We start from the raw sequence: 18,629 nt of genomic DNA on the forward strand, positions 1-18,629 counted from the left end.
AAGCCTCGTTAGCGAGCGTCAGGCTCTGTCGGCACATCGCCCCAGCGGTTCGCTGAAATCGCCGCTATAAATCGCTCCAATTGATCGGCCGGCAGATGATCGATGCCTGCCGCCGCCGCCCGCCCGTCACCGCCAAATCGACGACAAAACTCTGCCGCTCCGCCCGGGGCATGCAGCGGCGCCCGCACACTGACCTCAAAGTCGCCTGCTGCCCTGGCTTTGAGTACCGCGTGGGCACGCAGCGGCTGCGCACTCGCAAAATAGTTACTCAGGCTGCCAGACACCCGTCGGGCCCACGGGGCGTCCGGCAACAAGTAGACGCTGACGCGGGCATCCTGCAGATAGGGGGGCAAGGCTTGCGCCCGTTGCATATCATCTTGCCGCAGGGCCTCAAGCTCCTGTCCGATGACCTCCTGTTTTAGAAAATTCAACGGGTCGCGGTAGCGAACCAGAATGTCATACAAATGCGCTGGCGAAATGTGAACATCCTGTTCGCTGTCACCGTAGGCGTTGTAGTTGATCGATTCGCCCAAGGATTGCAGACGCCGGCGATCCTCAAAAGACAAGCCCAGCGTTACCGCCAGGCTTTCGGCCACCGCGGTCAGGTTGTCGCCAAATGCACCCACCGCCGCCCATGCCCGAAATTCCCCATTGAGATAACGGTCCACCAGCAGGCTGGTACAGGTGTCGCTGGCCACATCAATGTGGGCGTCAAGCAGCGGATGAACCGGAATCTGGTCCACCTTGTGATGATCGAAATAGCGCACCGACACACCCGCCTCAAGCAGGCGCATCAGGGGCTGGCGGTTGCGCTGCATGGAAATATCACACACCAGCAACGCATCACCTTGCGCAGCCTGCACGCGCGCAAGCAGTTCTATGTCACGCTTTAAACCGGTGATCAAACGGGTAGCCCGCGGCTCATGCAAGCGCCATTGCACGACGGAACACAGGCCATCGGCGTCGCCATTGCAGATATCGATGTGCATTGCCATGAGCGCGATATCCTTGTTATTGCTATCCGTAACGTCCACTTGCTTCAGTCTCAAACAAGGTCGCCGTGCCAGTATTGCGAAAAGTCAAGTCACCGATGGTGCGCCATCCCGACTGCAGACCCTGTCTACGCACCACTTGAGGATACTCAAGGCCCGTATTGAGGAAGCCACTACTCTTGTTGCGTGTTCGGCTGTAGCTGCGACACGATGGCCAGACCGTGATTGACACATCTACGAGGCACAAGATGAAGCACCAGCAAACTGCAATCCCTGCAGCGCATGACGTTGCACCCAAGAAGAAAACGGCGCGCTCTTCGGTAAAAGGCAATGGCACAGCCGTACCGAAAGACCTTGCTTCCAGCAATGGCCGCCACGAATTGATTCGCCAGACGGCTTATTACTTCTATGAAGCGCGCAGTGGTGAGAACGGCAATGAACTCGATGATTGGCTGCAGGCGGAAGCGCAGGTTGACAAGATGAGCACCCCAAATATCCAGTCGTCTTAGTCTCTGGGCGCGGCCGGCTTGCCGTTCTTTTGCAGCCGCAACACCGCATTGGGTTGGGTGCCGGGCGGCACGGTAACTACGCCTTTCCAGGATGTCCAAGATTAGAAACAGGTGTCAAAAAAACTTGATAGACCGCATCGCCAGCCACGCCAACGGTCACGCCCGCCGCTGATACAAGCCAATTAATTCGGCCTGCGCCAGAACATGGCCCTGCATGGCCTGCACCAGCGCGGCCTTACCCGGATTTTTCAGGTCAGGCAGTCGGGTGTCCAGTGCAAACAGTTTGTGAAAGTACCGATGCCGACCCATTGGCGGACAGGGTCCGCCATAGCCCGCGCGATGCCAATCATTGAGCCCCTGCAGCGTGCCCGCCGGCAGATTTTGGGCCACCAGGCCTTCTGTCAACCCGGTGGCCTGCGGCGGCAGGTTGTAAAGCAGCCAATGCACCCAGGTCATGGTTGGCGCTTGAGGGTCTGGCGCGTCCGGGTCATCTACGATCAAGACCAGACTTTGCGTGTTGTCGGGTACCCCCACCCAGGACAGCGGCGGTGACAGATCAGAACCCTCGCAGGTGTGCCGAGACGGAATCATGCCCTGGTGCTGGAATGATGTGGATGTGAGCGTGAGCGCCATGACCTGGGTTCCCTACTCGTTGTGCCGCCGGCAAGCCTCATGAAACCGGAATGGACGTGGACTTGTCACGGCCCTCCTTGGGCAGGCGCACGGTTAACACACCGTTCTTGAAACTGGCCTCAGCCTGCTCGATGTTCACATTGCGCGGCAAGGGGATCGAGCGTTGAAACGCACCATAAGCACGTTCCATGACATGGTAGGTGCTGTCACTGGTTTCGCGCTCAAAACGCTTTTCACCACGCAGATGCAGGACGTTGCCTTCGATGCTGATGATGCAATCATCCTTGTCCATACCGGGCAATTCAACCCGCACCACCACGTCCTTGCCGGTTTCTTCCATCTCTCCCGCGAGCAAACTCCAGCGCGGAAAGGTGGCCAGTGCGTTGTCGGTCGGTTGCTCGCTGTCCTTGTGGCGCGTGAAATGAGTGAGCGCATCGCTGCTGCGGCTGAGCAATTCGTGCCAGCCTTCCGACAGGCTTTCCCAAGCACGGGTAATTTCGCGCCCGATGTTTATTCCGGTCTGCTTCAAGGAGTTCATCATGGCCATTTCCCAAGAGAATATTATTGATCCAGTCCGCGGTCTCGACTTGTCAGTGCAGTCCTGTACCCCCTGAACGACTACAGCCGCAGAATAATTTGACTCTATAACGCGGAGGGATCGGAAGTTTGATATTTCACAAGTGCAATGCCCAAGCAAATAGCACCCACAACTTACCTGGTCGAGCGAGCTGCGTCAGGAATTCCGAAAACAAATCAGTTGATTTTTCTCAAAGAATCTGCCATCCCGAAGCGCACCATGAATTCGCATCTGTTTACCCTATCACCGCATGAGGAATGTATGGCGCAACGGCGAGCTCATCTGGCACCGTCACGCGCCTCCCGCCTGAACGATTCTGGATACCGTCCAAATAGAACTTGCCGTCATGCGCCCGATATTCAGACCCGAACTCGTGAATGATCCGTTCGGCGACCCCGGACTCTATGTCGATTTCAAGTTCGAGAAACGGGCCCTGTTGTTCGATCTCGGCGATCTCACGGTGCTGCCCCCGAAAAAGATACTGCGAATTTCGGATGTGTTCGTCTCTCACACCCACATGGACCACTTTTTTGGTTTCGACCGGCTGCTTCGCATCTGTCTTGGCCGCGCCAAAAGTATCCGTTTGTACGGCCCGCCCGGTTTTGCGGCTCAGGTTGCGCACAAGCTTGCTGGCTACACCTGGAACTTGGTCGAAAACTATCCCGGTGACTTTGCGGTCGATGTCTGGGAGGTCGACTCCAGCTGGCAGGCCCGCGGCTCACGCCTGCGCTGCCACAAGCATTTTCAATGTGAGCCGTTTGAGGCCCGGCACCTTCACGACGGCGTGCTGCTTGATGAACCGGCTTTCCGCGTTCGCGCGGCGTATCTCGACCACGGCACGCCCTGCCTCGGCTTCGCGATCGAGGAGAAGACCCACGTCAACGTGTGGAAGAACCGGCTGACCGAGTTCGGGCTTGGAGTCGGGCCGTGGCTGAAGGAACTGAAGGATGCAGTGGCGCGTAACGCATCCGACGCGACACCGGTGCGAGCCAGGTGGTGCGACCACAACGGCGAGCAGGAGCGTGTTTTCCCCCTTGGGCCGCTCAAGGCCGCAGTCTTGCGACTGGTGCCGGGCATGAAGATCTGCTACGTGACCGACGTTGCTTTTCACTCGGACAACGTACGCCGCATCGTGGCGCTGGCAGCGGGCTCGGCACAGCTTTTTATCGAATGCGTGTTTCTCGACCAGGATGCCGATCATGCGGCCCGAAAGCATCATCTCACCGCGCGGCAGGCGGGCCACATCGCGCGTGAGGCCGACGCCAGACTTGTCATTCCGTTTCATTTTTCGCCACGCTACGCAGACCGCGAGGCGGAATTGCGCGGGGAACTCGAAGCGGCGCGGACCGGCCCCTCTTAAGGGGGCGGAGGAGGCTTGGTCAGGCCTCAGCGCACTTCTCGACGGGCATGTTCTGGGCCAGCCAGGCATCGAAGGTCTCTTGCGCTTTCCGTTGCAAAGCGCGGTTGAAGACCATTTTGTCACCCAGGTACAGGCAATGACGGATCACCGTGTAGGGGTTGAAATTGAGGTTCTCGTTGCGTTCTTCAAAGAACTGCTTATAGCGTTTCACCACCCCGATCTTTTGCCGCACGATTGAATTGAACTCAGGGCGTGTGATGTCCGGCGACCAATCCTTAATGCTTTCCACAAAGCCGTCAACCTTGTAGGGCTCAAAGACGAAATCTTTGAAAAAATGATTCGCAATCTTGAGGAAGGTGAATGCGTTCAGCTCACCTTTGACATAGCCATCCTGCGCCAGCACCGGCATCTCAATGGGGGAATCTTGCAAGGCGGTTTCATCGGGCGCAGACTGCAAGCCCGCCTCCGTCTCATCGCGGATCTGGCGAAACTCACGATCAGCCAGTTCGAAGAGCGCAGACAGCACGTTGATGCGGCGCTTGAGCGGCCCTGGGATGGACTTCTTGTATTTGATCTTGTGGTCCAGCACGCTCCAGGAGTCCTGGATGATCGTGCGCACCTGCAACTCGAACTGCCTCACCGGCAAGATCGTGTCGACAGCAACACCCGCATCGGCCGTGCTGAAGGCCAAGTCCAGGTGAAGACCCTTGTATCCGAAGAAGTCGTCGGTCTGCTCTACCTTGGCAATCTTGTCGGTGATCTCGATGACGCCGAAGCTGGGTCGTACCAGATCTGCAATTTGCCAGATTTCATCTTCATACAGGCAAACGATCCGAATGCCGAGCAGGTCGGTGATGTGGTCTTTGATGGCAAAGAGCTGGTTCTGCTCTTCCAGCGCGTTGCGGTACTTACCGGAAAACTTCCGGATGCACTCATCACTGTCCTTGACTCGACCTTCAATCTTCGAGATCTGCAGCCCCTGGTGGCCATGAAGTAAGTCCGCTATTTTCAGTTGCAGGCCGCCGCAGATGGTCTTCAGCAAAGCCTCATGGGCCGCATGGAAGGCTTTGAATTCCAACTCTTCCTGTTCGAAATCAAGTAATGCCATGGTCTGAAGCCGAAGTTAAATGACGTGAAAAAAAGCGGGTGGGATTTTTAGAAGATTTTGCCATACGCCTCAGCACCGTTCACGCCGCCCGAGACTACTTCAGCGCGAACGACTGGTCCTTCAGTTGCAATCGACCTACTCCGTCCACTCAACACAACGAACCAAGAGTCGCGAAAAACTCGGTACCGAGGGCGTCCGCTCCCCTGATTCGATAGAACGACGAGAATGGACCACATGCAAACACCCTCCCGTTTTTCAGTGCCAGCTCGCGGCTGGCTTGTTCCCTCGTTGCTGGCGATCTTCGCGGTTGCGGGTTGCGCTTCCGTCCCATCGGTCGAAACCAAGACACCGGCTGCCTCAACGGTTGAAGCAAACGCGACGCGAGCCGGATCCATTGATGTCGAACACAGCCAGAAGTTTGCCCGCTGGGTGGCCGAGTTCAGCACCAGCGCACGCGCAGCCGGCATCGACGAGGCCACGCTCCAAATCGCCTTCGACAACGTCCGCTTCGTCCCCCGCATCATCGAGTTGGATCGGGCGCAGCCCGAGTTCACCCGCGCGGTATGGGACTACCTCGACAACGCGCTGTCGACGCAGCGAATCGCCCGTGGCCAGGATAAGCTGCTGCAACTGCGCCCCGTTGTCGAGCCCATAGCGGCGCGCTACGGCGTCCCGGCCGAGGTCCTTGTCGCGATCTGGGGCATGGAAAGCAATTACGGCAATTTTGTGGGCGACATCCCAACCATCGACGCCTTGGCGACGCTCGGTTTCGAGGGCCGACGCGAGGCGTGGGCGCGTGGCCAGTTGCTCGCCGCATTGAGAATCCTGCAGAACCGTGACATCGACCGCGCGCAGATGATCGGTTCGTGGGCCGGCGCGATGGGCCAGACGCAGTTCCTGCCATCGAACTTTCTGGCCTATGCGGTCGATGCCGATGGCGATGGCCGACGCGACATCTGGAACAGCCTTGCCGATGTGATGGCTTCGACCGCCAACTTCCTGGCCAGCTCCGGCTGGCAGGTCGGCCAGCCGTGGGGGCTTGAAGTGCGCTTGCCGCCGGGATTTGACTATGCGCGCGCCGACGCCGACGTGCGACAGTCGACGACCCAATGGACGGACGAGGGTGTGCAGTCGATGGACGGCGCACCGCTGCCGGCCTTGGCCGACAGCTCAATCCTGCTTCCCGCCGGCGCGCGCGGGCCGGCCTATCTGGTCGGACCCAACTTCCGCACGATCCTGCGCTACAACAACTCGACCAGCTATGCGCTCGCTGTCGGCCTGCTGGCGCAACAGCTGGCCGGTGGCCCCTCGACGCAGGCACCCTGGCCGCGCGATTTGCAACTGCTGTCGCGCAGCCAGTTGCTGGCGCTGCAGACGGCCTTGAACGTACATGGCTTCGACAGCGGTACGCCCGACGGCACGATGGGCCCGGCCACGCAGCGCGGCCTTCGTCGCTACCAGCGCAGCCTGGGCCTGCCAGCAGATGGCTATCCGACCCTGGACCTGCTGCAGCGCCTGCAGTGAAGCGACGGCAGCGCTGCTTGAGGCAATTCAGTACCGAAGTGGATGTTCCCGAGGTAACGTTTGACTCAAAGAAAAGCCTCCATGGTCACCTTTCTTGAATCGAGTCGCAGTAGCTGATCACCTCGTCGAGATGACCGAAACCTCAATAGCGTTCCCGAATTGCGCGCATCGAATGCAGGTAGTGGTAAGCGACCTGTGTGTCCGCATAGCGATGACCCTCTCCCACCGGGCAAGCGTTGCGCGCCAGGCATCGGTCCTGGCAAGGTGAATCGGGTTGCTTGCGAAAATCCAGACAAGCCTGTAATCGCCATGACCCCGTTCGCTCGCTGGCCAACGCCCCAGCTGGACAGGCTCCGATGCAAGGCTTGTCGGTGCAGGTATCGCAGGGTGAAGGAGTCTCGCGGCGAGGCGTCAGCGCTAGCTGGGTATCGGCCAGCACCACCGCACGATATGCAAACCAGCTGCCCCATTCGGCATCCACCCCCACCCAGAACGGTGACGGATGATGCCAGCCAGCCAGTGCGCCCAGACGCTGCAAGCCCACCGGCTGCGGGCCCGGGAACACCTGGCGCCACCCATGTCCTTGTAGCGGCCCTTCCATCCAGGCGGCAATGCGCTCGGTCACAAACTGGTCCATGGGATGGGCGCCGTGCATGCCACGACGCTGTAGTGCGGTCCAAAAGTCGCGCCCCCGATGCCCAATCAGGATAAGTTGCCGAAACCGCCCGCGCTCATCGTCGGTCAAAGCCAGCGTGGCCAGCACCTCGGGGGGCAACGATTCCAACGAAAAAACGGCGGACAGGTTCAATCCTTGGGCGGCCAAGGATGCGAATATGGGGTCTACCAACGAATTGTCTGATATTGCCTCAATGACCATGGTTGTTAATCTTCAGGTAAGTTTGTTGGGGAAATTACAAATGTGAACTATGGGCTTTTTCTTCCGCGATGGCATACAGAGAACGGTCGCGGACGGATTGCTTTGATGCGTATTGTTTGTAATGCCATGCAAATCCGGACTTCACTTTATCCAAATTAACCGAATACGGTGGCTTGTTTTACTCACGTCCAGTACATCAATGGTGTCGCCGTCAAGAACTCCAATGACCTTGCCCGCTAGCAGTGTGCCCGCCGCCACGTTAAATACAGAAAGCAAGAGCAGAAGTGCCAGCACCAACCCCATTAATCTGAAGTAAGTCGAGGATGCTTTGCCGGTCGTGTTGTAGCCATGCATATTCGGTCCATTTTCGCCCAACAAGAGTCCCTCTTCCGGTACATGCGGCGCTCAGGTGCCAACGAATAGCCTTATTACACTAGTCCAGATGAGACCGCCCCCTCAACCACATTGTGTGCGAGACCTCCCCACCTCCTATTTCTGGTCTGGCGATGCTATCCGCAGTCGAAGCGTGAGTGATGTTGTGCTATCAGGCACGGTCGATGTGCCGGCACCCCCTGCAAGACTGCAGGCAGATTGGGAAAGGGATATTTCCTTTCGGTTGGACCTGGAACCCGGCGACGTAGAGGCATTGCCTTTGGCGCGAGCGCGTGCACGGTGGCCGGACTACCGCCTCTGTGTGCAGGCGGTGTCCGATTGGACGCGCATGCTCGGTTTGCAGGACGTGCTGGCCTCCTGTGACGTCGCCCTGATGGCCTGCCACGGCGCGAAGTACCACCATGACGCCGCACACTATGGCGGCATGGCCTTTTGCAATCTCTTCCTGAGCGAGGACAGGGGGCTGGACTTGCATTTCCCGGCTACAGGTCATCGAATTCCCCTGGCCAGAGGGACGGTGGTGATCTTCGATACGGGACAGCCTCACGCCGTCATTGAGCGCCGCAGCGGCGGCTTTAATGTGGTCGACTTCCCCTGCGACCAGGACTTCAGCCAAATATTCCTGACCTGGGAGTTGCCCATCGAGAATGTCAATGTCGGGCACGCACTTCGAATCGCCTTCGACGTCGACCCGTCGACCTCGTTGCAACTGGATGCTGAGCAAGTCTGGCTGAACGGCGCACGGGCCAGTGTGTGTCCGGATTCTGGTCGGTGGTACCCGTCTGACTAGCCGTCAGTGATCTTTGATGGCAACAATCTTGTCGTGTTTGCGAGGCTTTCCGGCGCGACCGGCCTTTGACCATTCGTAGACCTGGCCATCCGGTGTTTTCCCATTCACGACGGCATCCACGCCAGGTTTCCCAACCTGGTTTGGATCCTCGGCAACCATGGTCACAAACGAATATCCAGCATTGCGTTTCTCTTTGACAATTTCTAGCGCATTCGTCAGCAGCTCTTCGTTTTGAGAGCAAGCTTCGTTATTGGCCCCGGTCCAGTAAATTTTAAACATGGTTCATCATAAAACCACTTCATGCACGCCACAGACAGGGGCGAATACCAGAGTCAAGCGTGACGTTCCCAGTCAATTCGTTGCTGGACTTCAGCTACGAAGCCATTGACATTAAAACTGCGCTCCACGATGTCTGCACAGTTCCGTCCGACCACCATCACGGAACTGGCCCGTGTGCCGTAGTCACGTGTGTGGATAAATTCAGCCGAGAGCGCCTTTTCCCATTCAATCGGGATACCGGTTTGGGGGAGCTTCTCGTCTGGCGCCGTACGGCGATCGGATAAGAGCGCAAACAGGGCGTTGATGCCGGGTTGGCAAGCAGCGCTTTCACCATCAAAATCGTTCTGCCTCAGAGTTTGCGTGAAACCATTGCGCAAACGGGCCACTTTGGGCCATGGCACGTTGAAGTCGGCGTTGGATACCACGCTGACACCTTCGGGCAGCTTGAACGCACGCCGCTGGCGGCTCTCAAAGCCCATCAACGACAGACCATCAAACACCAGCAGGTTGAATGGGTTGTAGGCGTCTGCCCGCGAGGCGAGTGCATCCAGGTATTGCTCGCAAGTGGCGCAGCCGCTCAGGAATGCGGTGGTCATATCGCCGCGCGACGGAGCTCCCAATCGGTTTTGGGACGGATCACGGTAGTTGGTGAGGGCCGCGACACGCCCACTGAGGCTCACACCCAGCCAGGTGCCGTTCGCCTGCAGGTCTTTGCCTGCCACGATGGGTTGGTCCGCCCAGCGGTGCAATGCCTGGGTCGGTCGTGCGTAAAACTCGTCGCGGTTGGCGGCGATGATGAGCGGGACGGGCGCTTGGGGCTGCCAGTTGAGAGCAATCAGGCACATGACAACTGTGCCAATTGATTACTGAAGCGCCAACTCAGCCAGGCGGATGGCGCCATCCAGGCTTTTAGCACCACCGATGAACAAGTTCATGTGGCAGAAAACACTGTCTGGCACGCCCGTCACCGCCGCCAACTCCTGATCCCGCAGCCCGGCCCAACTCTCTGGCAAGTCCATTCTGGCAACGAATGATCCGGGTTCCACGGGAACGGTTTTAATCTGGTACTGATCCCCATCCGAATCAGGATAGATGACGAACATGACCTCGGGCATTTCATCCACCACCACGCGCGTCCACGGCATACCGCCTTCTTGAAGGTGGAGCACCTTGCCGCCCAGCAATTTCGGCGCTTGGCGGACGATGTCCATGGAGCGAAGTTGAGAAACTTTTTTGATGATGGCGCGATCGAGTAATTTCCGGGTAATCGCCATCGCCTCGCGGAAGCGGCTTTCCTGAAGTTGGGCTTTCGTCCCTGCATCGAGCCCTTTTTCTTCCATCCAGTTGGTATTGAGCTGCGCGATCAAAGCCGATAGTCCAAAAATACCGGGGGCGACATCTCCCTGACCGGTGTCCACGATGTCTAGGTACTGCACCAAAGACATGTCAATGGATCGAGCGATCTCTGCCAGCGCTTGCGCATCGAGCTCAAACCCACTGCTGCTTGCCAACGCCTTGACGTAGGCACCGCCGTACTCAGACCAGACCAAGCCTGCGCTGGCATAACCCACACCCGCGGTTTCCTCGCCTTCAACCAAACGTGCGGGGCGAGCGCCCTTGAAGCTGCGTTGATGATGGTCAAAGCGTCCTGTTTCAGCGTCCCAAATACCGCCGACGTCAACGGCAAAGTCAGCGCTCTCAATCTTCTCGTTATTGCGTGTGCGCACCAACGTGTGCAATGGAAATACGCCCATGAGGACGCCGACGCCAAAGACGTCGTCGGCATGGAAGCTGCCACTGTGTGTGGCAATTGTTTTGTGATCATTCATAGATTGATTTTAAGAGCCAGACATGCCGTCCCCAACAGTTACAACACCCGTTTGAGGGAGGGCAGCCACAGCCAGTAAATCATTCACGCGACACATGAAACACTCCGGTTGAATGCACGATTGGCTTCCTGGTACCGGCCATTGGCCTCCGACTGCTTGGTGCCCATGGACGAATAGTTTCCCATAGCGATTGCACACTGCACGGATGAATAGAGCGGGTGAACACAACCATTACATCCCCGCGTAATTCGGCCGCCGGCTTCAAACAGAGGTGGTCCAGCTTGTCGCGATGCAGGGTCCAGGGCACGTTGCCTTTCAGCAGGTATTGTCGACTGCTGACCCTGACCCGACTCAAGGCAGAAAACCGCGTGCGGCAGCTCCCGCGTGGGTGGGTATGAACCTCTTCGTGTATGGGCAAAGCTCACTTCCCAACGCCCGATTCAGCAAGGTAGTCCACCAGCACGCCGTGCAGCCAATCCATGACCACCCGCACGCGGGTCGACAGGTTTCTGCGATGGGCGTACACCAGCGACAAGGGCATGGGGGGCGCCGGCCAGCCGGTCAGCACTTCCACCAGTTGACCTTGCGCGATCAACGCTCGGACCCCCACAAAGGGCACCTGAATCATCCCCAAGCCCGCCAGGCACGCGGCCTGATAGGCCTCGGCGTTGTTCACTGTGATCGGACCGTGCATGGGCAGGGCCATGTCTTCACCGCCCTGGGTGTATTCAAACCCGGTCACTTTGGCACCCAGGGTTGCGGCGTAATGCACGAGCGTGTGCTGCGCCAGATCGTCGATGGAATGCGGAACGCCATACCGCGCGATGTAGCCGGGACTGACGCAATTGGCCATGCGCAAATCACCCACGGGCCGCGCAATTAATCCGGGGTCGGTCACTTTGCCGGCGCGAACGACGCAGTCGAATCCCTCCCGTACCAGATCCACCCGCCGCTCGGTGCTGCTGATCTCCATTTGCAACTGCGGATGCTGTTGCAGCAAATCGGGCAGACGCGGTAAGACGGCTTGGCGCGCCACCACGGTCGACATGTCCAGCCGGATGCGTCCCTTCAAGGCGTTGGAGCTTTGCAGCTGGAACATGGTTTGCAGCTCATCCATGTCGGACAGGGCATCTTTGCACCGCTCGTAAAACGATTGGCCGTCGTGTGTCAGCACGACCTTGCGCGTGGTCCGGTGCAGCAAACGCACGCCCAGCCGGTTTTCCAACTGCTGCACCGCGTTCGATACGCTGGCTTTGGGCAAGCCCAGACTGTCTGCCGCTTGGGTGAAGCTCGACAGCTCGGCCACCCGCGAGAAGACAAGCATGTGATCTAAAAAACTCATTGTTCAATTTTAAAGAACAAACAAATCAAATGCAGCATGTTTATCCAAACAAAGGCAATCAATAGACTCCCTTCATTCGTCATCGCAACCACCAAGGAATCACACCATGCAAACATCACCCTCCATCGCTTTGGTCTCCGGCGGTAGCCGTGGTCTGGGCAAAAGCACCGCACTCCATCTGGCCAGGCAAGGCCATGACGTCATCCTGACCTACCGCAGCCAGCAGGCTGAAGCGAACGATGTCGTCGCGCAAATTGAAGCCATGGGCCGCAAGGCGGTGGCGCTTACGCTCAATGTGTCCGACAGCAGCAGTTTTGCAGGTTTTGCCGCCCAGGTACGCGAGGTGCTGCTGGCGCAATGGGGCCGCACGACCTTCCATGTGCTGGTCAACAACGCCGGCACTGGCACCTATGCCAGCCTGATGGACACCACCGAAGCCCAGTTCGATGAACTGGTCAATGTGCACTTCAAAGGCGTCTTCTTTCTGACGCAAAAGCTGCTCCCGGCGATGGCAGACGGCGGACGCATCGTCAACCTGTCGTCCGGATTGACACGCTTTGCCTTGCCGGGCTACGCCGCTTACGCCGCCATGAAAGGCGCGGTGGAGGTCATGACCCGCTACATGGCCAAGGAACTGGGGGCGCGGGGTATTGCCGTCAACACGGTGGCACCCGGTGCCATTGCGACCGATTTTGGTGGTGGCGCTGTGCGTGACACCCCGCAACTCAATGCATTTGTCGCGTCCCAGACCGCACTGGGCCGAGTGGGTGAGGCCGATGACATCGGTGCGATGGTGGCCGCGTTGGTCTCGCCTGATAACCGCTGGGTCAACGCACAGCGCATTGAAGTATCGGGTGGGATGTTCGTTTGAGTCAGCGACGCCACGGAAGATCAAACGGGGGAGAGTCCGGTCTAGGGTGGGCAGTATGAAAAGTTGAAGGGCTGAAGTCAGCATCTTGGAGTCACCGAGCTAAGAAATGCCGATTTCCCTGGCCACTGACTTCAACATGCGTTGCGGTCGACCAGAATGTAAAGCTCATCTCTAACAGGCTCCAAATTCCAAGCCTAAATAGTCATCTATTTACACGTGGTGGAATTGTCTCGCGCAATTGACGATACCAGGCCGGGTTATCGGATGCCCAACTGTCCGCCAGCGTGCAGTCATTGCTTGAAATATCATGCAAGATTGCCTGCACCCGAAAGTGAGCCCCTCCTATGTCTGATTTGCCCGCTTACATCCCACCCAAGGTCTGGACCTGGGACAAGGCCAACGGGGGTCAGTTCGCCAACATAAACCGACCCATTGCCGGGCCAACGCACGAGGCTGCACTGCCGCGGGGCAAACATCCCCTGCAGTTGTATTCGCTGGCCACGCCCAACGGTGTCAAAGTCACCGTCATGCTGGAGGAACTGCTCGCTCTGGGGCATGCCGGTGCTCAATACGATGCGTGGCTGATCCGCATCAACCAGGGCGAGCAGTTCGGCAGCGGGTTTGTCGAGGTGAATCCGAACTCCAAGATACCGGCGCTATTGGACTACAGCGCACCCGAGCCGATCAGGGTATTTGAATCCGGTTCAATACTTTTGTACCTTGCCGAGAAATTTGGTGCCTTTTTACCAAGCAAGCCGGCTCAACGCGCCGAGTGTCTATCGTGGTTGTTCTGGCAGATGGGCAGCGCACCCTATCTTGGCGGTGGCTTCGGTCATTTCTACGCCTATGCGCCTACAAAGATCGAATACGCCATCGACCGCTTCGCCATGGAAGTCAAACGCCAGTTGGATGTGCTCAACCGGCGACTAGCTGAAAACCCCTATGTCAGCGGCGGCGATTACACAATTGCTGACATGGCCATCTGGCCTTGGTATGGGGCGCTGGTCAAAGGCCTGGCGTATGACGCTGGAGAATTCCTTCAGGTCCATGAGTACACCCATGTGATCCGCTGGGCGGACGACATCGCCAAGCGTCCGGCAGTCCAACGCGGACGCATGGTCAACCGCGTCACCGGGCCGCTGGAGTCGCAGTTGCATGAACGGCACGATGCCAGCGACTTCGATACCTGCACCCAAGACAAGCTGCAGAATTCAAAATGATCACGCTTTACGACTGTGCAACCGCACCCAGCCCCCGTCGCGCACGTATCCTGCTAGCTGAGAAAGGCATCGCCCACGACACAGTGCAAGTCGATTTGAAAGCGTGTGAGCAACTCGGTGAAGATTACCGAAAGATCAACCCCCAGTGCACGGTGCCGGCGTTGCGTACTGACGAGGGCGCCATGTTGACGAGCAATGCGGCGATTGCCGCTTATCTAGAAGCCCGCTTCCCACTACCGCCCATGCTTGGCGTCACACCGATGGACAAGGCTGAAATTGCGGATTGGCATTGGCGTATTGAGTTTGAAGGCTTTTTGCCAATTGCTGAGGCATTTCGCAACGGTTCCGCCGCCATGCTGAACCGCGCCCTGCCTGGGCCGGTGAACTATGCGCAAATTCCCCAACTGGCTGAGCGCGGGCTGGCGCGGCTGAACCAATTTCTGGTGGACCTGGACGAGCGACTCCAAGATCGCGACTTCATCGCGGCCCAGCAGTTCAGCATCGCTGACATCGCAGCGGTCGTGACCATCGACTTTGCACGCATCGTCAAGGTCAGGCCCGATGAACGCCATCCCAATCTATTGCGCTGGCGATCGGCGATGGCTCTGCGGCCAGCTATGACTTTGTAGATTACCTTGTGATCCGGTGAGCATGCGTTTGCGCAAGATACCAAGAACCAGGGTTCGTTTCCCAGTGACGATACTTTGCTCAAACTGAGCTATCTGGCCTTGGCCAACATCAGCAATAGATAGACGATGCCGTTCCGGGACTGGAAAGCTGCATTGACCCGGTTTGCAGTCCAGTTCGAGGAAACGATGCCAAAGCCTTAAACCTCACGATTGGACTTCCCTATAGCGGCCCTTTGTGAATACCCGCCCGCCTGTGACGAAAATTGAATGGCTGCTAGCCGACAGCGGAAATCCACTATCGGCTAGGTGTCAATGCCCCTGCATTAGAGCCGTTCAGCGGCCGCAATCACGATGCTTGTTTACGACTTTAATTGCTCGGAATACCTATTCTGAGCAATTAAAGTCGTAAACAGACACCTAGTATTCATGCGGGTTAGCGGCGTGGCAAATTGACAACATGCCGAATTAAAGTCGTAAACAACTTTATACCTTCAAGATGTCAACGTGCTGATCGACAACAAACACACTGCGAACTTGATGCGACCATGGGCCTATAGCGTTGACTTGAGTACCACTTGCTGCTGTTCCGGCGTCCCGCTCTCAGCTCTGTCCAGGTGCAGATGCCTGAGCACATAAAAGAGCAATGCCTGCCGACACTTGAAACTGACCACTCCGTTGGTCATGCCGTAATCCAGTTCCACCGCACGCTTCTGAGCTGAAGAAAGCCCCGGATGGGGCTCCAATTCCAAAGTTACCTCGGTATGCCACTCCACGTCATTCTCAGCCCCCAGCACAACAGCTAGGTCCCCCAGCTTTACGTCCGCCATCCTGGCAATTACGAAATCGCGAAATGCCTGGTGCTTGTGACAGTAGGCGCGAACATGCCAGCGAAATCCGTCGTGTGCGAAGGCATGCGGGCTTATCAGACGAGGCTCGGGCTTCTCAGCGCTCATCGACTGGTACACCAGCTGGACAACCCTGCCCTCCCGCACCGCTCGCAAGAGTACGGCAAGGGTATCTGCGCTGAGCGTGCGCCCAGGCGTGGGCACGTAACCCACCGGAGCCCGCCAGCCAATAAAGCTGGACTCGTCCCCAATGACCCCAACGGCGTGCGCAAGAAGCTCATTAAGAAGTCTGGAAGGGCTACTCGTGTCGTACACGGGCTTGAATTCTTTTGTGGCCACGTACACCCGCGAACTGCGGTCATAGACTAGGTTGTCAGGAGCTAACTCCAAGTACTTGGCAATGTCTAGAGAGGCCTGGGGAACAGAGATGCCGAAAAATGCAACGAGGTCAGCTCGATTCAACCGGCCGTCCCATCTGAGCCGGAAGTCGATGAATTCCAGCCTGCGGTCGGGTCCCCAACGAGAGGAAGTTTTTTGCGGTTCAGGCACCGCTTTTTTGGTCGTCATGCCTTCTATTGTGCATCAATCTACAAACTATATTCATCTACTTATTGTGCGTATAATTATTTAACGTATAAGAAATTTCGAAATGCTGTCACACCAAACCAACGCTGACCCTCCGCAAGGAGTTGAGCCCCAAAATTCGGGTTTACTGGACCTCTCCAGGCAGCTGCGCAATCTGCTGTTACTGCGCCCCCTCTTCCAGCTGGAACTCAACAAGACCCGCATCGGGGAGGACGGCGCTTCGGACGACGGGCTCTTCCAGGGCGTGGACACCTTCTATCTGGCGCTGAGCGCGCTGGACTTCATGATGGAGGCCACCACCATCTCGATGGGCGCGCCACAGGGCGAGGTCCTGGAGCACTTGGCCAACATCGCCTGTCGCATGAAGCCCGCTCTATCCAAGGCACAAAGCTTTCGGGTGGCCGAGGTGCTGCTCAACATGCTGGACAACAAGAGCGGCGGGTACAAGGAATTCACCTTCGACCACTTCGATGCTGCCAAAGGCAGCAGCCGTACGGTGCGCTTTCGACTGGTCCGCTACGAGCCTGACATGGAGGACGTCTACCTATATCGGCCCACCTCCGAAGGCTACCTGGCTTACCTGGGCATGCTTGACCTTGCGCCTGAGGACTCCCAAGAGCTCATGGAAAAAATGCTCGACCTGCTCGTGCAGCGAGGGAAGTTCGACACCGCGCTAGATATTGCCAAGCGGGCCCGCACCCTGTCCATTGAGTACCGCCAGCGCATTCGGGACCGACTGCACCAGGCCCACCGCGCGCCCGGGTCGGTCAACTGGACCAAGGACCTGGGTCCATATCTGCAGGAAGCCCGCAATCATGTATCCAAGCGGCAGCATGAAGACCAGCGCATGGAGGAAGCCGTCAAGGATGCCCTAGGCGAAGCCGTGGAACCCCGCAACCGTGCCAGCCTCGCCAAACTGCTGCGGGAGCTACAGGACGCCAGTACCCTGCGAGGACGGCTCGTGGGCGAGGTTACGGGGGCAGGAGACACATTCTTGGCGTCTCAGCGCTCGCTGTTCCGTGCCCGCCGCCCTACCGGTCTGCCTGACCTGGAGCAGCAGCTCTTTCCTCGCCTGTTAGACCTTACTGCCCAGCGCCTTGCCGACGATGCTGACCAGTTGCTCAGCGCCCTTTATCCCGCGACTTGGCCCAAGGTCTATGACCTCAATACCGTCCTTTCTCTGCTGCTGGAATCCCGTCCGGAGGATGGCCCCTTGTCTCAGGACCCCGGTGAACTCGTGCCTCTTGAAATCGTCCCGGACGAATTCCCTGAAGAACTCACCCGCAGGGCCTCTGCTTGGCTGGCGTGCAAATTCGCAGACGGCAAAACGTACCGCATTGACGAGCTGCTGATGCGTGCAGAAGACGAGGGCCTGAGTCGCACCCTGCGGCGATGCCTGGTGCTCATGCTCTACCGCTCGTTCTCCGACGATGAGACGGAGTTCCCGCACCTGACCTCCAAGCCCACTGGCCGCTTCGACAACGACGTTGTAACCGGCATCAACCTTCAATTCATCCCCAAAGGAGAGTCGGCATGAATACGACCTCGCCCAACTACCGCGGCGCTGGCCGACTGCTGTACAAAGCGCTGCAGACCACGCTGGCGCCAGCCAACGACCTGGAATACCGAGACCTTCTCGCGCAGTTCCGGGCCGACCCCCTGTTTGCGCAGCAAGTCTCTGAATTTGCGCAAGGGATGGAACTGGCAATTCTGGACGTGTCGGAGCGCGGGCTTATTGTGGTTCCCACATCTCGCGACAGCAAATTTGCGGTACGCCTAACCGACATCCGCTCGGGCCTTGATATCCAGCAGAAGGCCTCCCTGGTACTGGCTCACGTGGCTATTGCCGCTACGTTTTTCCCGACCACCGACGGGCTGGAGGACGACAACTACATCCCGCCACCGGGCTCGGTCGCCAACTTCCGGGACTCCCTGCACGCGCTGGCCAAGCAGCTCGAAGCGTTGGATGGCGAGCAGCTCTCCGACATTCCCTCTGAGCTCGCCCCAGGCTGGCGCTGCATCACTGCTTTGATGGTCAGCGTGCCCTCATCCCAGCGAGCGACCATCAACTCCGTCGTGGGCTTCATCCGACTGGCGCTCAAGAACATGCGCGAGGCTGGGCTGGTCCGCATCGACCGCGACTCCGAAGAAGACGACACCGAAACCTACACCCCGACCCAACGCATGCGTGTGCAACTGCGAGAGCTGGCGCTACGCCGCCTCTTCGACCTAGCCCAGACCGCCGCGCTCAATCGGAACGCCTGAC

At 58.1% G+C, this 18,629-nt stretch carries 20 protein-coding genes and 1 pseudogene; 10 read left to right on the forward strand and 11 right to left on the reverse strand.

Annotation, left to right across the window (positions count from 1 at the left end):
- Positions 1–8: 8 nt before the first annotated feature.
- Positions 9–995 (reverse strand): hypothetical protein, encoded by a 987-nt coding sequence (locus HHJ17_RS02455; protein ID WP_366557514.1) that lies wholly within the window; start codon positions 993–995, stop codon positions 9–11.
- A 245-nt stretch (positions 996–1,240) separates the two neighbouring features.
- Here HHJ17_RS02455 and HHJ17_RS02460 point away from each other — a divergent pair, with 245 nt between their 5' ends.
- On the forward strand, positions 1,241–1,501 hold the full coding sequence (locus HHJ17_RS02460; protein ID WP_296497370.1) for a DUF2934 domain-containing protein: 261 nt from the start codon (positions 1,241–1,243) through the stop codon (positions 1,499–1,501).
- Positions 1,502–1,657: 156 nt separating this feature from the next.
- On the opposite strand, the gene HHJ17_RS02465 is transcribed toward HHJ17_RS02460, so the two are convergent.
- Both HHJ17_RS02465 and HHJ17_RS02470 read right to left on the reverse strand, forming a co-directional pair.
- Positions 1,658–2,134 carry a YbhB/YbcL family Raf kinase inhibitor-like protein gene (locus HHJ17_RS02465; RefSeq protein ID WP_296497365.1) on the reverse strand — a complete coding sequence of 159 codons (477 nt, stop codon included), beginning with the start codon at positions 2,132–2,134 and terminating at the stop codon, positions 1,658–1,660.
- 37 nt (positions 2,135–2,171) lie between these two features.
- Entirely contained in the window at positions 2,172–2,675 is a 504-nt protein-coding gene (locus HHJ17_RS02470; RefSeq protein ID WP_296497363.1) for an Hsp20/alpha crystallin family protein, read from the reverse strand.
- Between the two features lie 382 nt (positions 2,676–3,057).
- On the opposite strand from HHJ17_RS02470, the gene HHJ17_RS02475 reads away from it, so the two are divergent.
- Positions 3,058–4,071: an MBL fold metallo-hydrolase gene (locus HHJ17_RS02475; RefSeq protein ID WP_296497361.1), complete on the forward strand. Its 1,014-nt coding sequence runs from the start codon at positions 3,058–3,060 to the stop codon at positions 4,069–4,071.
- A gap of 19 nt (positions 4,072–4,090) precedes the next feature.
- Here HHJ17_RS02475 and HHJ17_RS02480 read toward each other — a convergent pair whose 3' ends face one another.
- On the reverse strand, positions 4,091–5,179 hold the full coding sequence (locus tag HHJ17_RS02480) for a (p)ppGpp synthetase (protein WP_296497359.1): 1,089 nt from the start codon (positions 5,177–5,179) through the stop codon (positions 4,091–4,093).
- Positions 5,180–5,404: 225 nt separating this feature from the next.
- On the opposite strand from HHJ17_RS02480, the gene HHJ17_RS02485 reads away from it, so the two are divergent.
- A complete protein-coding gene (locus HHJ17_RS02485) occupies positions 5,405–6,703 on the forward strand; it encodes a lytic murein transglycosylase (RefSeq protein WP_296497358.1) in 1,299 nt (432 codons plus the stop codon).
- Positions 6,704–6,845: 142 nt separating this feature from the next.
- Here the strand turns inward: HHJ17_RS02485 and HHJ17_RS02490 are convergent, their stop codons facing one another.
- Together HHJ17_RS02490 and HHJ17_RS02495 are read right to left on the reverse strand one after the other, a co-directional pair.
- Positions 6,846–7,580 (reverse strand): hypothetical protein, encoded by a 735-nt coding sequence (locus HHJ17_RS02490; RefSeq protein WP_296504852.1) that lies wholly within the window; start codon positions 7,578–7,580, stop codon positions 6,846–6,848.
- A gap of 141 nt (positions 7,581–7,721) precedes the next feature.
- Positions 7,722–7,958 carry a hypothetical protein gene (locus HHJ17_RS02495; protein ID WP_296504854.1) on the reverse strand — a complete coding sequence of 79 codons (237 nt, stop codon included), beginning with the start codon at positions 7,956–7,958 and terminating at the stop codon, positions 7,722–7,724.
- Positions 7,959–8,022: 64 nt separating this feature from the next.
- Between HHJ17_RS02495 and HHJ17_RS02500 the strand changes: the two genes are divergently transcribed.
- Entirely contained in the window at positions 8,023–8,763 is a 741-nt protein-coding gene (locus HHJ17_RS02500) for a hypothetical protein (RefSeq protein ID WP_296497351.1), read from the forward strand.
- Positions 8,764–8,766: 3 nt separating this feature from the next.
- On the opposite strand, the gene HHJ17_RS02505 is transcribed toward HHJ17_RS02500, so the two are convergent.
- The 4 genes from HHJ17_RS02505 to HHJ17_RS02520 all read right to left on the reverse strand — a co-directional run bounded on the left by HHJ17_RS02505 (position 8,767) and on the right by HHJ17_RS02520 (position 12,213).
- A complete protein-coding gene (locus tag HHJ17_RS02505) occupies positions 8,767–9,042 on the reverse strand; it encodes a hypothetical protein (RefSeq protein ID WP_296497350.1) in 276 nt (91 codons plus the stop codon).
- A 53-nt stretch (positions 9,043–9,095) separates the two neighbouring features.
- Complete coding sequence (locus HHJ17_RS02510) at positions 9,096–9,887, reverse strand: NRDE family protein (RefSeq protein ID WP_296497348.1); 792 nt, start codon at positions 9,885–9,887, stop codon at positions 9,096–9,098.
- An 18-nt stretch (positions 9,888–9,905) separates the two neighbouring features.
- Positions 9,906–10,871 (reverse strand): MYG1 family protein, encoded by a 966-nt coding sequence (locus tag HHJ17_RS02515; protein ID WP_296497345.1) that lies wholly within the window; start codon positions 10,869–10,871, stop codon positions 9,906–9,908.
- 421 nt (positions 10,872–11,292) lie between these two features.
- Positions 11,293–12,213: a LysR family transcriptional regulator gene (locus HHJ17_RS02520; RefSeq protein ID WP_296497343.1), complete on the reverse strand. Its 921-nt coding sequence runs from the start codon at positions 12,211–12,213 to the stop codon at positions 11,293–11,295.
- A gap of 106 nt (positions 12,214–12,319) precedes the next feature.
- Between HHJ17_RS02520 and HHJ17_RS02525 the strand changes: the two genes are divergently transcribed.
- From HHJ17_RS02525 to HHJ17_RS02540, 4 genes and pseudogenes are all read left to right on the forward strand, one after another.
- Positions 12,320–13,084 (forward strand): SDR family oxidoreductase, encoded by a 765-nt coding sequence (locus HHJ17_RS02525; RefSeq protein ID WP_296497340.1) that lies wholly within the window; start codon positions 12,320–12,322, stop codon positions 13,082–13,084.
- A 344-nt stretch (positions 13,085–13,428) separates the two neighbouring features.
- A complete protein-coding gene (gene yghU, locus HHJ17_RS02530; RefSeq protein WP_296497335.1) occupies positions 13,429–14,304 on the forward strand; it encodes a glutathione-dependent disulfide-bond oxidoreductase in 876 nt (291 codons plus the stop codon).
- Positions 14,301–14,933 carry a glutathione S-transferase gene (locus HHJ17_RS02535; protein WP_296497332.1) on the forward strand — a complete coding sequence of 211 codons (633 nt, stop codon included), beginning with the start codon at positions 14,301–14,303 and terminating at the stop codon, positions 14,931–14,933. Before yghU ends, HHJ17_RS02535 begins: the two co-directional genes overlap by 4 nt.
- 33 nt (positions 14,934–14,966) lie before the next feature.
- Positions 14,967–15,134: pseudogene (locus HHJ17_RS02540) on the forward strand (IS256 family transposase); the annotation flags it as partial.
- A gap of 350 nt (positions 15,135–15,484) precedes the next feature.
- Here HHJ17_RS02540 and HHJ17_RS02545 read toward each other — a convergent pair.
- A complete protein-coding gene (locus HHJ17_RS02545) occupies positions 15,485–16,345 on the reverse strand; it encodes a WYL domain-containing protein (RefSeq protein ID WP_296497330.1) in 861 nt (286 codons plus the stop codon).
- A gap of 82 nt (positions 16,346–16,427) precedes the next feature.
- Between HHJ17_RS02545 and HHJ17_RS02550 the strand changes: the two genes are divergently transcribed.
- Both HHJ17_RS02550 and HHJ17_RS02555 read left to right on the forward strand, forming a co-directional pair.
- Positions 16,428–17,900, forward strand: coding sequence for a hypothetical protein (locus HHJ17_RS02550; RefSeq protein WP_296497328.1), 1,473 nt, complete (start codon positions 16,428–16,430; stop codon positions 17,898–17,900).
- Positions 17,897–18,628: a hypothetical protein gene (locus HHJ17_RS02555; protein ID WP_296497326.1), complete on the forward strand. Its 732-nt coding sequence runs from the start codon at positions 17,897–17,899 to the stop codon at positions 18,626–18,628. Before HHJ17_RS02550 ends, HHJ17_RS02555 begins: the two co-directional genes overlap by 4 nt.
- The last annotated feature ends 1 nt before the right edge of the window (position 18,629 follow it).

The sequence above is a fragment of the Rhodoferax sp. genome (assembly GCF_012927445.1).
Taxonomy (GTDB): Bacteria; Pseudomonadota; Gammaproteobacteria; order Burkholderiales; family Burkholderiaceae_C; genus Rhodoferax.